This is a genomic window from Falsiroseomonas sp., assembly GCF_051860665.1.
Lineage (GTDB): Bacteria > Pseudomonadota > Alphaproteobacteria > Acetobacterales > Acetobacteraceae > Falsiroseomonas.
Genome location: NZ_JBHYDM010000002.1, coordinates 302002 through 315982, shown reverse-complemented (window position 1 = coordinate 315982; position 13981 = coordinate 302002). Strand labels below are relative to the sequence as shown.

Genomic DNA, 13981 nt, shown 5'->3' with positions numbered 1-13981 from the left:
TCACCCTTCCAGGTGACATTCGACGAGGCCCGCCGCGTAGGTGGTGGGCCTCGGCACCTCGGTCGCGCAGGGCGCGAAGACTTTCGGGCAGCGCGGGTGGAAGCGGCAGCCGGACGGCACATTCGCCGGGTCCGGCATGATGTCGCCGAGACCCACATCCGGCACGCCGAGCCCGGGTTCCGGCGTCAGCACGCTGGCCAGCAGCGCCTGGGTATAGGGATGGCGCGGATTGGCGAAGAGCGCCCCGCTCTCCTGCCGCTCCACGATGCGGCCGAGATACATCACGGCCACCTCGCTGGCCACGTGTTCCACCACCGCCAGGTTGTGGCTGATGAACAGATAGGTCAGGCCGAGGTCGCGACGCAGCTCATCCAGCAGGTTCAGGATCTGCGCCTGCACCGAGACATCCAGCGCGCTGGTCGGCTCGTCGCAGATGACGATGCGCGGCCGCAGCACCAGCGCGCGCGCGATCGCCACGCGCTGCCGCTGGCCGCCCGAGAGCTGGGAGGGGAAGCGCCCACCCTGTTCGGCGGAAAGACCGACGCGCTCCAGCGCCTCCGCCACCCGTCGCGCCACCGTCGCGCGATCGATGTCGCCCTGCGCCACCAGCGGCATGGCCACGATATCCTGCACCCGGCGGCGCGGGTTCAGGGAGGAGAAGGGGTCCTGGAACACCGGCTGGATCAGCCGCGCGCGCGCCTTGCGATCCATGCTGGACAGGCGCTGCCCATCCACCAGCACCTCCCCGGAGGTGGGCGGCAGCAGGCCGAGGATCATGCGGGCCAGGGTGGATTTGCCGCAGCCGCTTTCCCCCACCACACCCAGCACGCTGCCCGGCGGCACGGCGAAGGACACGCCATCCACCGCGCGCACCTGGCGCGGCGGCGCGAAAAGCCCCTGGCGCACATCGAAGATGCGGCGCAGATCGCGCACCTCGATGGCCGGCGTCATGCCGCCAGGTCCAGCGTGCACAGCACCTCGTGCCCTGGCCCCGCCTGCTGGCGCGGGATCGGGCCGGTGCAGGCGGCCTGGGCATGGTCGCAGCGATCGCGGAAGGCGCAGCCCCGAAACCCGGGCGGAATGCGCGGCACCACGCCGGGAATGCTGCCCAGCGGATCGCCCCGCTTCACCTTGCCCGGCACCGGCACGCAGGCCAGCAGCCCGCGCGTATAGGGGTGGCGCGGATGGGCGAACAGCTCCGCCGTCGGCGCGGATTCCACCACCTCGCCCGCATACATGACGGAGACGCGGTCCGCGATGCGCGCCACCACGCCGAGGTCATGCGTGATCAGCAGGATGCCGAGGCCGAGGTCGCGCTGGAGCCCGGCCAGCAGCCGCAGGATCTGCGCCTGCACCGTCACGTCCAGCGCCGTGGTGGGCTCGTCCGCGATCAGCAATTCGGGGTCGCACATCAGCGCCATGGCGATCATCACGCGCTGCCGCAGCCCGCCCGAAAGCTGGTGCGGAAACTGCCCGAGCCGCAGCCCCGGTGCCGTGATGCCGACGCGGCCGAGCAGCTCCGCCGCGCGGTCCACCGCCTGGGCGCGCGTCGCGCCACGGTGCCGGCGCAGCACCTCCGTCATCTGGCTGCCCACCGTATAGGCGGGGTTGAGGCTGGTCATCGGCTCCTGGAAGATCATCGCCATGCGGTCGCCGCGCAGGCGGGACATCTCCCGCTCGTTGAAGCCGCCGATCTCCTGCCCCGCGAAGCGCAGCGCCGTCGCCTCCCGCCGCCCGCCGCGCGCCAGCAGGCCCATGATGGCGAGCGAGGTGACGGATTTGCCGCAGCCGCTTTCGCCGACCAGGCAATGCGTCTCCCCCTTCTGCACCGCGAGCGACGCCCCGCGCACGGCTGCCGTGCCGCCGAAGGTCACGCGCAGGTCCTGCACCTCCAGCAGCGTGGTCATCGCGAAAGATCCGTGCCGAGCATGTCGCGCAGCGCATCGCCCAGCAGGTTCACGCCGAAGACCAGCACGAAGAGCGCGACGCCCGGCACCAGGATGACCCAGGGGGTGAAGAACATGTATTCCTTCGCCTCCGAGATCATCAGGCCCCAGGAGGGCAGGGGGGCCGGCACGCCGAGGCCGAGGAAGGACAGCGCCGCCTCCAGCAGGATGGCCAGCGCCATTTCCAGCGTCGCCACCACGGCCAGATGCGTCGCGATATTGGGCAGGATTTCGCGCAGCAGCACGCTGGCATGCGACGACCCCGCGCACCACGCGGCACTCACGTAGTCCAGGGTGCGCAGCTGCATGGTGGTGGAGCGGGCGACGACGGCAAAGCGGTCCCACAGCAGCAGGCCGAGCACCAGGATCACCAGCAGGAAGCTGGTGCCCAGCAGCCCCGCCACGGCGAGTGCCACGAGCACCACCGGGATCGAAAGCCGTGCCGTGATCAGGAACATCACGACATCGTCGATGCGCCCGCCGTAGAAGCCGCCCAGCACGCCGAGCGTGGTGCCGATGAGGCCCGAGGTGATGACGGTGGCGACGCCGATGATCAGCGAGATCCGCGCGCCGTAGATCAGACGCGACAGATAGTCCCGCCCGAGCTGGTCCGTGCCCAGCCAATTGGCCGTCGTGCCGCCCTCCATCCAGGCGGGCGGCACCAGGCGGCGGCCGAGGTCGATGGCATAGGGATCATAGGGCGCGATCCAGGGCGCCAGGATCGCGACCACCACCACCAGCCCCACGATCAGCGCGCCGATCACGAAGGTCGCGTTGCGCAGCAGCCTCCGTGTGGCGCTGCGGCCGGGCAGGACGGCCCCGCTCACGCCGTGCGCAGCCGCGGGTCGAGCACGGCGTTCAGCAGATCCGCCAGCAGCGTCAGCGCGATGTAGATCAGCGCCAGCACCAGGATCACCGCCTGCACCACGGGGAAGTCGTTCTTGCTGATGCTCTCCCAGGCCAGGTAGCCGACGCCATGCATGGCGAAGACGGTCTCGATCACGATGGAGCCGCCCAGCATGAAGCCCAATTGCACGGCGGCGATGGAGACCACCGGAATGGCCGCATTCCGGAACCCGTGCTTCACCAGGATGGAAATCCGGGACAACCCCTTGGCGCGGGCCGTGCGGATATAGTCGGACGACAGCGCCTCGATCATCCCGCTGCGTGTCAGCCGCATCAGCGACGGGATGGCGGAGAAGGACAGTACGATGCCGGGCATGACATAGTACTTCCATCCCCCGGTGCCCGAGATCGGCAGCCAGCCGAGGTTCAGCCCCAGCACCACCATCAGGATCAGCCCGAGCCAGAAGGAGGGCATGGCCTGGCCCAGCAGAGCCACCAGCATCACGCCGCGATCCACCCAGCTGCCTTCCCGCACCGCGGCGATGATGCCGAGCGGAAGCGCCACGACCAGCGCCAGCGCCAGCCCGACAAGCCCCAGCGTCAGGGTGATGGGCAGGCGATGCGCGATCAGGTTGGCGACGCGGTCCTTGAAGAAGTAGCTCTCGCCGAAATCGCCCTGCACGGCGCGCAGCAGCCAATCGAGATATTGCTGCGCCAGCGGCCGGTTCAGCCCATAGGCCTGGCGGATCAGCTCCACATCCTGCTGCGTCGCATTCGGCCCGGCGATGGAGATGGCGAGGTCGCCCGAGAGCCGCGTGAGCAGGAAGCTCAGCGTCAGTACCGTCAGGGCCACCAGGATCGCGACGGTGAGCCGGCGCAGGAGGAAACGGACCATGTGACGCCAGCCTAGTCATGCGCTGCACGGCCTTGCAAGCGCGCTGTCCGGCGGCGCGCTCGTGCCGGGATGCGGCCGCGGCCTGGGCTGTGCTGCTCCCTTGACAGTGAAAACCGCATGTCGGACGAATCGATCATCGCCTCGCCTTCCCCGCCGACCGGAGATCAGCCGTGACGATGCGCGCGCTTGCCCTGTTCGGCCCGGGCCTTCTGCGGGAAGGGGCGGTCGAGCAGCCGGGCGTGTTCCATCTCGATGGGCAGGCCCTGTCCTGCGGCATCCTGCGGCGCCCGCGCCCGCATTTCGATCCGGCCGACCCGGCGCAGGCCGAGCTTGTGCTCCTCCGCGTGCTGGCCTTCTCGGTCAATTTCCGGGATCGCGCCCTGGGCCTGCGCGCCGCGCTGCACGCGCCGCATGAGGATTGGAGCTACGCGCTCGGCTCGGAATTCTGCGCGCGGGTGGAGGCGGTGGGGCCGGCCGTCACGGGTCTCGCGCCCGGTGGGATGGTGATCGGCAATGGCGCCTGGCCGGAGAGCGGTGTCGCAGGGCTCCTCGCCGGCATCCCGACCAACCACGCCTCCCGCGAATGGCATGTGCTGCACCAGGCGAAGCTGCTGCCGGTGCCGCAGGCGATGTCGCCTGTCCATGCCGCGGGATTTTCCATCGGCGGGCAGACCGTGGCCTCGATGCTGCGGCGCCTGTCGCTCGCGCCCGGCGCCCGCGCCCTGGTCACGGCGCCGACCTCCAACACCTCGCTCTTCGCCATCGCGATGCTGCGCGCGGCGGGGGTGGTGGTGGATGGGCTCAGCCGGGGTGGACGGCATCGCGAAGCGCTCGAGCGCCTCGGGATCCGCCACCTGCTGGTCCATCAGCCCGCCGGCCCGCCGCTGAGCGAGCGGGCGGAGGTGCTCGCGCTGCTGGCGGCGGAAGGCGGCTACGATGCGGTGATCGATCCTTTCTCGGATCTCTGGCTGACCCACACCATCCCGCTGCTGCGCTCCGGCGGGCGCTACATCACCTGCGGCTTCGAGAACCAGTCGCCGGTGCCGCGGCAGGCCGCGCCGCCCCGCCAGGCCGGCGGGTCCCTGATGACGCGCGTCATGCAGATGAACCTCTCGATCATCGGCAATTGCATCGGCCAGACGGAGGATCTGCAAAGGGCCATCGCCGAGCACGCGACCGGCCGCCTGCCGGTGGTGATCGACAGCGTGCACGAAGCCGACCCCGCCGGCTTCCTGGCGCGTTCCTTCGTCGATCCGGCGCGCTTCGGCAAGGTGATCTGGAGGTGGAGCTGAGCCGGGCCCGGCCTGTCCGATGAGCCTTTCCGCCAGCGAGCGAGCCCGGCTCGCCGCCGCCGCGAGCTGGCCGGCGGAGCGGGACGCGGCGGGGCTGGTGCCCGTCGCGGATCCGCTCGCCGTGGCCCACCATTTGGCGCAGTGGCGGCAGCATGTGGCCAAGGGGGATGTCGCGGTCTTCGAACGTGTGCTGCGCTGGCGCGGCCTGGACCCCGCCCAGGCCGCGGCCCGCCTGGCGCCGGTGCGGCTCGCCGACCAGGCGCGGCTGCCCGACTGGATCAATACCCTCGCGGGGCTGCTCGCGCCGGCGCAGCCGGCGATCCTGGCCGAGCTGGCCGCCCTGGCCGAGGGCCTGCCCCATGCGGCCCTGCTGGCCCCGATCGTGGCCCAGGCCAGCCGGGCCCCGCTGCGCCGGCTGCGCGCCCTCGGCGCGGCGCCGGCCGCGCTCGCGCCGCTGCAGCGCGACCTGCTGCGCCTGCTGGGCCGCATGGCCGGCGAGGCCCTGGCCGGGCAGGCCGATGCCGCGGATCCGCTGCGGCAGGCGCTGCTGGCCCATCCTGTGCTGGCGCGGCTGATGGCGCGCTGCTGCGCCAATTGGACCGCGGCCCTGACGGAGATGCTGGACCGGCTGGCCGAGGATGCCGCGATCCTGGCGGATTTCCTCGGCACCGAACCCGGCCCGCCCGAGGCGCTCGAGACCACGGATGCGGACCCGCATGATGGCGGGCGGATGGTGGTGCTGCTGCGCTTCGCGGACCATCGGCGGGTCGTCTACAAGCCGCGCGACCTGCGGCTCGACCTGGGCTTCGCCGTCCTGCTGCGGGATCTCTGCGGCCGGGGGCTGGATCTGGAAGGGGCGGTGCCGCGCTGCCTGCCGCGCCAGGGCTATGGTTGGGTCGCCTTCATCACGCATCGCCACGCCGCCGATGCGGCGGAACTCGCGCGCTTCTGGACCCGCGCGGGACAGCTGCTGGGCGTGCTCTGCGCCATCGGCGGCACCGATATGCACGCCGGCAATGTCATCGCCGCCGGCGACAGGCTGGTGCTGATCGACCTCGAGACCGTGCTCTCCCCGGCGCTCATCGAGCCGCCGGACCTGCCCCCGGCCGGGGAGGATGCTGTGCAGCGGCTGGGTCGGCTGCTGGTGCACAGCCCCCAGCTCACCGCCATGCTGCCGCTGCTCTATCGCGGCACCGGGGAGCGGGTCTCGCACTACGGCGCCTTCGGCTCCCAGGGCGAGCCCGGCGCCACGCACCGCGCAACGCCCGGGCCCATCGAGGCCGAGTTGCGCCTGCACCATGCCACCATCGAAGCCGGCTTCCTCAAGGCGATGCGGGTGATGCGCGAGGCGGCGCCGGACCTCACCGGCGCGGCGGGGGCGCTGGCGGCGCTGGCGCCCGGCAGCGTGCGGCTGCTGTTCCGCGACAGCCGGATCTATGCCCAGATCCTGCGATCCTCCTTCCAGCCGGCCTGCCTGGCCGATGGCGCGGCCTGGGACGTGCACCTGGAACAGCTGGCGCGGATGCTTGCCCCCTTCGCGGCGCCGCCGCGCTTCGCGGGCCTTGTCGCGGCGGAGAAGCGGGCGCTGGCCGAGCTCGACATCCCGCGCTTCGACCTCGTCGCGGAAGGCACCGACCTGCGCGACCGGCAGGGCGTGGTGGTGGCCGGCATCGCGCCGCACGGGCCGCTCGCCAATGCCCGCCGGCGCCTCGCCCGCCTCGCTGCCGCCGACGAGGATTTCCAGCGCCGGGCGGTCGGCATGGCGCTGCAGCTGCGCATCCTGGGCCACCGGCCGGCGGACCCCGAACCGCCCCCTGCGCCGCCGATGCCGCCCCTGGCCGGCGCCCTGGCCATCGCCCGCAGCCTGCGCGGCACCGCCGTGGCGGGGCATGACGGCAGCCTGACCTGGCACTGCCCGCGGCACGACGTGCGGCTCGGCGCGATGGAACTGCTCGGCTTCAACTTCAGCCTCGCCGACGGCACGCTGGGCATCGCGGTCTTCCTGGCGGCCCTCGCCGCGGTGCAGCCGAGCGCCGAGACGCTGGCCTGGCGCGACGGCGCGCTGGCGGCGCTGCGCCCGACCGGCCTGCCCCCGGCCCAGACCAGCCTGGCGGAGCCACAGCCGGGACTGCTGGAGGGCATCGGCGGCGAGGCCTGGGGACATGCTGCGCTGGCCCGGCTCGGCGGGCCCGCCTGGTGCGCGGACCGCGCCCAGGCGCAGGCCGGGCGCCTGCTGGACCTGCAGGCGCGGGAGCCGAGCCTCGGCACGGGGCTGGCGGGGGCGGTGCTGGCGGTGCTGGCGGTGCATCGCCTGGATCCCGCCCGGCTGGCGCTGGCCGCGCTGGCGCCCCTGCTGCGTCGGCTGGAGTCGCGGTCCGCGGAGGTGGACGATGCCGGGCTGGTCACCGGCCGGGCCGGCATCGCCCTCGCGCTCCGCCGCGCCGCCCGGGCGGGGCTGGAGGTCGCATCCCCCGCCGGGCCGCCAATGGGCAGCGCGCCGGTCGGGGGCGGCTGGGGGCGGGGCGCGCTCGGCGTCGCGCTGGCGCAGGGCGCGCCGCCCGATGCGGCCATGGTGAACGCGGCCGTGGCCGGCGGGGACGGGCTCTGGCGCGGCCGCGCCGGCTTGCTGATGGCGCTGGACGCCACCGGCCAGAAGCGGGCGGCGGCGGCGCTCGCGGGGGAACTGGCCGGGCAGGCCTGCGCCGGGGCGCTGCGCCCGGTCCTGCCGGCCCTGCCGGGGGTGGTGATGCCCGGCCTCTGCAACGGCGTGGCGGGCATCGGCTACGCCCTGCTGCGCCACCTCCGCCCCGATCTGCCGGACCTCGCCTTGTTCGACTGAGGCGCTATCGCGGCTTGCGGACGCTGCCGTGCAATTCGCTGGCCGCCAGCGCCTCCCACAGCGCGCCGGCCGCCTCCGGCGACAGGGCGGCCAGATGGGCGCGCACGCGGTCCAGGCTTTCGGTCAGATGCGTGCGCAGGCGCGCCGCGCCCTCCGGATCCAGGCCCTGCCGGTCCGTCCCGGGCAGGCGGGCCGTCAGGGCACGGTGGGTCACCGGGTCGCGCATCAGCAATTGCTGCAACAGCTCCGCCGTGGTCATGCCGAAGGTTGCCAGCGTCAGCGCCAGGGACCCGCCCTGCGCCTGCGTCCGGTGCCAGCAGCCGGCGGGCAGGTAGAGCAGGTCGCCGGGCTCCAGCAGCACGCTCTCCAGCGTGTCATCGGCGGGGGCGCTCACCTCCCCCCAGGGCAGGGCGACCGTCTGGCGGTCGGGCGGCATCTGGAAGCTGCCGCCGGGCCGCACCGCGCCAGGGTGCCGCGAATACCACCAGCGCTTGCGGCCCTCGAGCTGCAGGATGAAGACCGGATGGTCGTCGAGGTGCAGCCGGAAGCCCAGCCCGTCCGGCGAGTAATAGGCGTTGAACTGCGCCACCCCCGCCAGGCGCAGCCCGGCCTTGTAGGAGGCGAGGAAGGCGCCCAGCGCGCCGGTCGGGCGCAGCTGCGTGGCGCAGAGCCCCATGCCCGCCTCGATCATGCGCGGGGCCTGGGCGGGCTCGATCTTCAGGTCGGCATACCAGCCCTTGGCGTCCCGGAACCCCGCCTTGACCACGGCGGCCTCGCCCAGCGCGGCCATGAAGCCCTGGAAGTTCAGCAGAGGCGCGAAGCGCCCGGGCGTGCCCTTGGCGTGGAAGGCCTCGCGTTCCCAATGCCTCGCGAAGAAGGTCTCCCGCGCCTCTCCCAGCATCAGGTCGAGCGCATCCGGTGCCGATGTGCCGCTGTCCATGGCTTTTCCCTCCTGCTTCATGCCGTGTCGCCCCGCGCGCCGAGCCCGGGGCGGTAGTCCAGCCCCTCGACCAGCACCCGCACCACCACGATGCCGCGTGCCGGCCCGGCGAGGCGGATGCGCCAGGCGCCGCGGCTGCCCCTGGCGATCAGCGCGCCGAGCAGCGCCGCGCTGTCCCGCGCCGTGCCCGGCGCCACCGCGGACCAGGGCAGCGCCGCCGGCATGTCGCGGAACCAGGCCTCCAGCCGGTCATGATGCGCGGCCGGGCGGAAGGCCTCGGGGGCGAGATCCTCGCGCGCCGCATGGATGAAGGTCAGCCGGGCCTGCGCGGCCTCCAGCAGCGCCGCGGTGGCGGCCCGCAGCGGGTCAGGGTGGCTGGCATGGCCGAGATTGACCCGCGTGGCGGCGCCGCTGGCCGAAGGGTCGACCAGCGCAGCCAGGAAGGTGGGGGCCACGGCATCGCGCAGCAGCACCAGCCGCGGCTCGACCCCGGCCGCGCGGATCTGCGCCACCAGCCCGGAGAGCGGCGCGGGCAGCTGGTCCAGCGCCAGGCCCGATGCCGCGTCGCCGAGGGCGAGCCCGCCCCGCAGCCCGCGCCGCACCGCATCCCGTTCCACCGCCTCCAGCAGGGCGTGGCGGGTCGCCGCCTCCAGCGTGAAGCCCGCGGCCAGGCCGTTGCTGCCGAAGGGCAGGACGAGCCGCGCGGTCAGATAGGCCGCCGCCGCCGGCAGCAGGACCGGCCTGCCCGTCGGCAGCCACTCGCCGGCGACCCAGGCGATGCGCCGCGCCGGCGTCCAGGCGCCGGCCTCCTCCCGATAGCCGGGCAGTTCGGCGGGGGAGACGGCCGGCCGGCCCTGTGCCTGCAACTCCTCCAGGCTGGCCTCGGCCACCGGCGCGGGCGGCACCTCGGCGAAGCGCTGCTCGGCCGCCTCCATCACCGCGCCCACTGCCGCGGCGGCCGGGCTCAGCCCCTTGCCGTTCGAGACCTGCAGCAGCACGGCGCACGGCCGGATCGCCGCGATGGTGGGCAGGCCCAGCCGGTCGAGCCCGGTGAGATCGGCGAGCCGCGTGATGCCCAGCCGCGGCAGTTCCGGCGCGAGCGCCGCGAGGGCCGCGCGCGCCGCCTCCTCGCCGGGGAAGGCGCAGGGGGCGCGCCGCCGCAGCGCGGCCGGGGCAGGGGGGCGGGGGGGCGGCAGGCCGCGCCAGCGGCGCCAGGCGGCCGCGGCGAGGGACCAGCCCGGCTGGCCGATGCCGCCCGGGCCGAGGGCGAGCAGCCGCCGGCGCAGCGCCGCCTCGCTCTCCCCGGGCAGGGGGCCCAGCCCCTCGGCCCGCGCGAAGGCCAGCGCCTGGGCGCGGCGCGCCGCGGGGTCGGGGTGGTGCGGATCGATGAACCAGCCGACCACCGCCGCCCGCAGCAGGGCCTGCCAGCCGGCCTCGTCCAGCGCGCAGCGGCGGCGCAGCGCGGCAAGCAGGGCCGGCTCCTCCACCGTGTCGAGCCCCATCTCGCCGGCCATCCGCGCCGCGCCCCACAGATCCGGCGCGGCCCCGGCGGCGGGCACCGTGCGGCGCCGCGCGGGGGTCCATCGGGCGGCAAGGCGCAGCGCGGCCCGGGCATCGGCGCGCTTGCGGTCGAAGCGGCGGGCCCGGCGCGCGGCGGCCAGCCAGGGCGCCGGCAGGGCCGCACCCTCGGCCGCGAAGGCGTCGGCGAAGGCCGTCCAGTCGCGCCGCGTGAAATCGAGCGCCTTGAGCCGCGTCACCGCCCCGGCGGCGGCCTCGGCCCGCACCAGCCCGGCCGCGACGGCCCCCCGCGCTGCGGCCCGCAATTGCACCAGGGGGATGCTCAGCGCCATGAAGCCGAGCTCCGCGGGCCCGTGCAGCAGGGCCACTTCGTCATCGCCGGTCAGCCGGCCGGCGCGGTAGTCGGCCCAGATGCCGCCGACGCCGCGCATGCCGAAGGGGGCGAGCTCCGCCGCGCGCAGCGCGCCGATCGAACTGGCGCCCAGCACGGTGCAGCCGCCCCGCAGCGCCTCCAGGATCTCGCGCTGCCAGACCGAGGGTTGCTGGTGGAAGACGCCGTCGATCAGCAGGATCCGGCGCGCGCCCTGCGCCACGGCGTGCCAGACATCGCCCCGCCGGGCCGGCGGGTGGTAGCTGGCCGGCAGCAGCGCCTCGGCCTCCGCCCGCCGCAGGCTGGGGCCGAGGAAGACGGTCCAGGGCGGCTCGGCCGGCGTCACAGCTGCGCCAGGCCGGTCTTCAGCGGCCCATCCGCCACCGTCGCCAGTTGCGCGGCGAGATAGGCCTTGGCCAGGGTCGGCCGCCCCGGCTCGAGCACCAGCTTCACATGGTGCAGCCGCCGCACCAGCACGGCGGAGGCGCCGGTGCCGGGGGCGAGGATCGCGCCGCTGAGCGCCGCGGGCCATTGCGCGCGGTGCCGCTGCTCATGCGTCAGGCCGTGCCAGGCGCGCAGCCCTCCCCGTTCCTGCACCGTGCAGAGGCCGAGCGCCGCGAGCCGGTCGAGATAGGCGTCGATCGCGTCCAGCCCCTCGGGTGGCGGCCATTCCAGGTGCAGGCGCGGCCCGATCGCGTCTTTCAGCAGGTCGAAGCCGAGGTCCAGGCGCGCGGCGACCGGTGCGAGGCTGTCGAGCACGCCGGGCAGCTCCGGGTGGTCCGCCGCGGGGTGGCCGCAGGCCCGCAGCAGCGCGGGCAGCAGCGCCGGCAGATTGGCCGCGCGCGAGAGGCCGCGGAGGCAGAGGCGCACCGCGCCCGGGCCACGGCCCAGCATGGCGCCGAACTGGAAGGGCAGGACGCCCGGCGGCATCGCCGCCAGCACCCGCGCCACGGCGGGCACCGCGAGGCCGAGCGATTGCAGCACCGCCGGGACGCTGGCCGCGCCATCGGCCGATCGCGCCACGCCGAAGAAGCAGCTCGGCGGCGGTTCCGGCGCGGCGGCGCTGTCGAATTCCAGCCAGACATTGTGGATGCTGCGCGCCCAGGGCGCCGCGCCATCGGTCCAGTCGCGCAGCACCCCGGCGACCTGCCGCCAGGCGGGATCGCCGCCTTCCGCGCGGCGCGCCGCGGCCGCGGCCAGCGCCGCGCCCTCCGCCCCGGCGCGGCTGCAGACCAGGATGTCGGGCGCGCCGGCCTGGCCATCCAGCCGGACCTCGAAGCCGAAGAAGCAGGTGGCGGCCGCGGGCAGAACCGCGATGGCCTGGAGCGCGGCGGCGGCCCGCGGCCGCGCGAAGAGCCGCGCCTGAGTATCGTCCGCCAGCGCCAGGGCGACCAGCGCGGCGCAGCCTGGATCCGGCGGCGGTTCAGCGGACAAGATAGGCCGGCAAGGCATGCGCGCCGAGATAGGCGAGCTGGCCGGCGGACTCGTAGCGCGGGTGCCGCGGCGGCAGCCCCGCCAGGGTCTCGTCCGGATCGGCCTGGCAGCCCAGGGCGCGCAGCGCCAGCGCGGTGACCACCGCGCGGGCCGTGTCCTCGTAGAGCGTGACGCGCAGATGGTGCGGCCCGATGCGCAGGCCGGGCTGCGGCAGCAGGGGCAGGGGATGTTCGCCGGTGGCGCGGGAGGCCGCGTGGAAGGGCGCCTCCACCGGCCAGCGGTTGCTGGAATCGAGCAGGCCGAGCAGGGCGATCTGCGCCCGCAGCAAGGCACGCCCATGGCCACCCGAGATGCCGAGCACCAGCGCCGCCGCCGCGGTTGCGGTGGCTGGCGCGAAGCGTCCGAAATGCCCCTCCGGCTCCTGCGCCGCGGCGACCTCGGCCGCGAGGCGGTCCAGCAGGGGGCGTCCCGCCGGATCATCCTGCAGCGCCAGGGCCAAGGCGAGGTCGGTGAGGAAGGGCGAGGCGAAGAACAGGCCGCCGCGCCGGGGAAACCAGGCCTGCAGATGCGCCAGCTGCGTGCTGCCCGGCAGCCCTGCGCGACGCTGCAGATGGCGCACCAGGCAGGTTGTCGGGAAATCCTCCTGGCACCAGAAATCCACCACCTCTCGCGCGCGCATCGTGCCGTCGCCGCCGGTCGCGCTGGTCCGCTGCGGCAGGAAGCCGGGGCCGCCGGGATCGGCGAAAGGGGCAAGGCAGGCCACCGGGGGCGGGGCCATGCCCAGCATGACCAGGGCGCTGTCGGTCGCGGTCGGCAGGCCGCCGGATTGGAAGGCGAAGGGGCCCTCCGGCGCCGGCCCGCGCAGGCTGCGTTCGGCCAGCTCGGCGGCCGCGGCGTTCTCCGGCGCGGGTTCGGCGCCGCGCAGGCCCCAGAGCGCAAGGCCCAGCGCCACCTGGTCGCCGGTCGGGCGGGTGCGGGCGGGTGCGGGCGGCACCTCGGTCATCGCATGCGGATGCTGGCGCAGCGACAGGATGGTCTGGCGCAGCTGTGCGGCGGCCAGCGCTCGGCCCTGGCGGATCCGCGCCGCGGCCGCCGCCTTGAGGCCACCTTCGATGACCGGGTCGATCTCGCAGCCCTGCACGAAGAAGCGGTTGCAATGCCCGGTGCGCGCATAGCCGGAGACGAGGCCCGCATGCAGGTGAACCGCGGTGTCGTGCGCGAAGCGCGCCGCGACACCGCCGCCCGGCTGCGGCTCATTGCCCAGGTGACGCAGGCCGATGGCCGGCAGCAGGTCGTAGTGGCGCGTCCCGGGCGCCTTCGGCAGCAGCGCCCGCGCCAGGCCGACGTCGCGTGCCACGCCGGCCGAGGCGAGCCGCGGCAGGACGAGCCAGGTCGGCGGCTGTCCCTCGCGCCATGTCACGCCGAGGCAGTCCGGCGCGGCGGGGAGATCCTCCAGCGCCTGCGTCATCGACCAGGAGGTCCCTGTCGGCAGGGCCGGCTGCTCGGGCGGCAAGGCCTGCGTGGCGAGTGGCGCGATGGCGCCATCGGCGGCCACCAGGTGCCGCCGGCCGGCTGACAGCGCGATATAGGCGACGTCTGCATCGGCCGAGGCGAGTGTGGCCGCCGCGGCATCGGCCAGGTGGAACATGGCGCCGATCTGCTCGGGGCCCGCGAAGGCGCGCAGGGCATCAAGACGGAAGGCGACGCACCAGCCGTGATCCTCGGCCAGGCGGCACAGCACATCGGGCAGGCGGATGGCCGCCTGTGCCGGCACGCAGGTGTCGTGATGCGTCTGCGACATTCTGTAATGGACGCTCCGACGACCCGTGCAATACTTGTGCGGCCGGCAGGTTTGCGAACCGCTTCGCCGGAGTCAAGAATCACGTTGCACCCGAACGCGG

General features: G+C 74.5%; 10 protein-coding genes. 2 read left to right on the top strand and 8 right to left on the bottom strand.

The features are described 5' to 3' along the window. From ACTIF1_RS03250 to ACTIF1_RS03235, 4 genes are read right to left on the bottom strand one after another with little or no spacing between them, the layout of a single operon-like run. Entirely contained in the window at positions 1–951 is a 951-nt protein-coding gene (locus ACTIF1_RS03250; RefSeq protein ID WP_439594930.1) for an ABC transporter ATP-binding protein, read from the bottom strand. Beyond that, positions 948–1907, bottom strand: a complete 960-nt coding sequence (locus ACTIF1_RS03245) for an ABC transporter ATP-binding protein (protein ID WP_439594929.1) — start codon at positions 1905–1907, stop codon at positions 948–950. Before ACTIF1_RS03245 ends, ACTIF1_RS03250 begins: the two co-directional genes overlap by 4 nt. Then, a complete protein-coding gene (locus tag ACTIF1_RS03240; RefSeq protein WP_439594928.1) occupies positions 1904–2773 on the bottom strand; it encodes an ABC transporter permease in 870 nt (289 codons plus the stop codon). The genes ACTIF1_RS03245 and ACTIF1_RS03240 overlap by 4 nt, the downstream gene beginning before the upstream one ends. Further along, positions 2770–3687, bottom strand: a complete 918-nt coding sequence (locus ACTIF1_RS03235) for an ABC transporter permease (protein WP_439594927.1) — start codon at positions 3685–3687, stop codon at positions 2770–2772. Before ACTIF1_RS03235 ends, ACTIF1_RS03240 begins: the two co-directional genes overlap by 4 nt. A gap of 176 nt (positions 3688–3863) precedes the next feature. On the opposite strand from ACTIF1_RS03235, the gene ACTIF1_RS03230 reads away from it, so the two are divergent. Both ACTIF1_RS03230 and ACTIF1_RS03225 read left to right on the top strand, forming a co-directional pair. Next, the gene (locus ACTIF1_RS03230; protein ID WP_439594982.1) at positions 3864–4979 is read left to right on the top strand and encodes a quinone oxidoreductase family protein; all 1116 of its coding nucleotides are present in this window, start codon (positions 3864–3866) and stop codon (positions 4977–4979) included. A gap of 19 nt (positions 4980–4998) precedes the next feature. Beyond that, the gene (locus ACTIF1_RS03225) at positions 4999–7818 is read left to right on the top strand and encodes a DUF4135 domain-containing protein (protein WP_439594926.1); all 2820 of its coding nucleotides are present in this window, start codon (positions 4999–5001) and stop codon (positions 7816–7818) included. 4 nt (positions 7819–7822) lie between these two features. On the opposite strand, the gene ACTIF1_RS03220 is transcribed toward ACTIF1_RS03225, so the two are convergent. Genes ACTIF1_RS03220 through ACTIF1_RS03205 form a run of 4 tightly spaced genes read right to left on the bottom strand, consistent with a single transcriptional unit; the run spans position 7823 to position 13881 of the window. Then, positions 7823–8758 carry a JmjC domain-containing protein gene (locus ACTIF1_RS03220; protein ID WP_439594925.1) on the bottom strand — a complete coding sequence of 312 codons (936 nt, stop codon included), beginning with the start codon at positions 8756–8758 and terminating at the stop codon, positions 7823–7825. 17 nt (positions 8759–8775) lie between these two features. Next, positions 8776–10992: a YcaO-like family protein gene (locus ACTIF1_RS03215; protein ID WP_439594924.1), complete on the bottom strand. Its 2217-nt coding sequence runs from the start codon at positions 10990–10992 to the stop codon at positions 8776–8778. Continuing rightward, positions 10989–12080, bottom strand: a complete 1092-nt coding sequence (locus ACTIF1_RS03210; RefSeq protein WP_439594923.1) for a hypothetical protein — start codon at positions 12078–12080, stop codon at positions 10989–10991. Before ACTIF1_RS03210 ends, ACTIF1_RS03215 begins: the two co-directional genes overlap by 4 nt. Beyond that, a complete protein-coding gene (locus tag ACTIF1_RS03205) occupies positions 12070–13881 on the bottom strand; it encodes a hypothetical protein (RefSeq protein WP_439594922.1) in 1812 nt (603 codons plus the stop codon). The genes ACTIF1_RS03210 and ACTIF1_RS03205 overlap by 11 nt, the downstream gene beginning before the upstream one ends. Positions 13882–13981: the final 100 nt, after the last annotated feature.

Bases quoted from the DNA above. Each gene is read 5' to 3' on its own strand.
- ACTIF1_RS03250 (WP_439594930.1), bottom strand. From the start codon at position 951: ATGACGCCGGCCATCGAGGTGCGCGATCTGCGCCGCATCTTCGATGTG.
- ACTIF1_RS03245 (WP_439594929.1), bottom strand. From the start codon at position 1,907: ATGACCACGCTGCTGGAGGTGCAGGACCTGCGCGTGACCTTCGGCGGC.
- ACTIF1_RS03235 (WP_439594927.1), bottom strand. From the start codon at position 3,687: ATGGTCCGTTTCCTCCTGCGCCGGCTCACCGTCGCGATCCTGGTGGCC.
- ACTIF1_RS03230 (WP_439594982.1), top strand. From the start codon at position 3,864: ATGCGCGCGCTTGCCCTGTTCGGCCCGGGCCTTCTGCGGGAAGGGGCG.
- ACTIF1_RS03225 (WP_439594926.1), top strand. From the start codon at position 4,999: ATGAGCCTTTCCGCCAGCGAGCGAGCCCGGCTCGCCGCCGCCGCGAGC.
- ACTIF1_RS03220 (WP_439594925.1), bottom strand. From the start codon at position 8,758: ATGGACAGCGGCACATCGGCACCGGATGCGCTCGACCTGATGCTGGGA.
- ACTIF1_RS03205 (WP_439594922.1), bottom strand. From the start codon at position 13,881: ATGTCGCAGACGCATCACGACACCTGCGTGCCGGCACAGGCGGCCATC.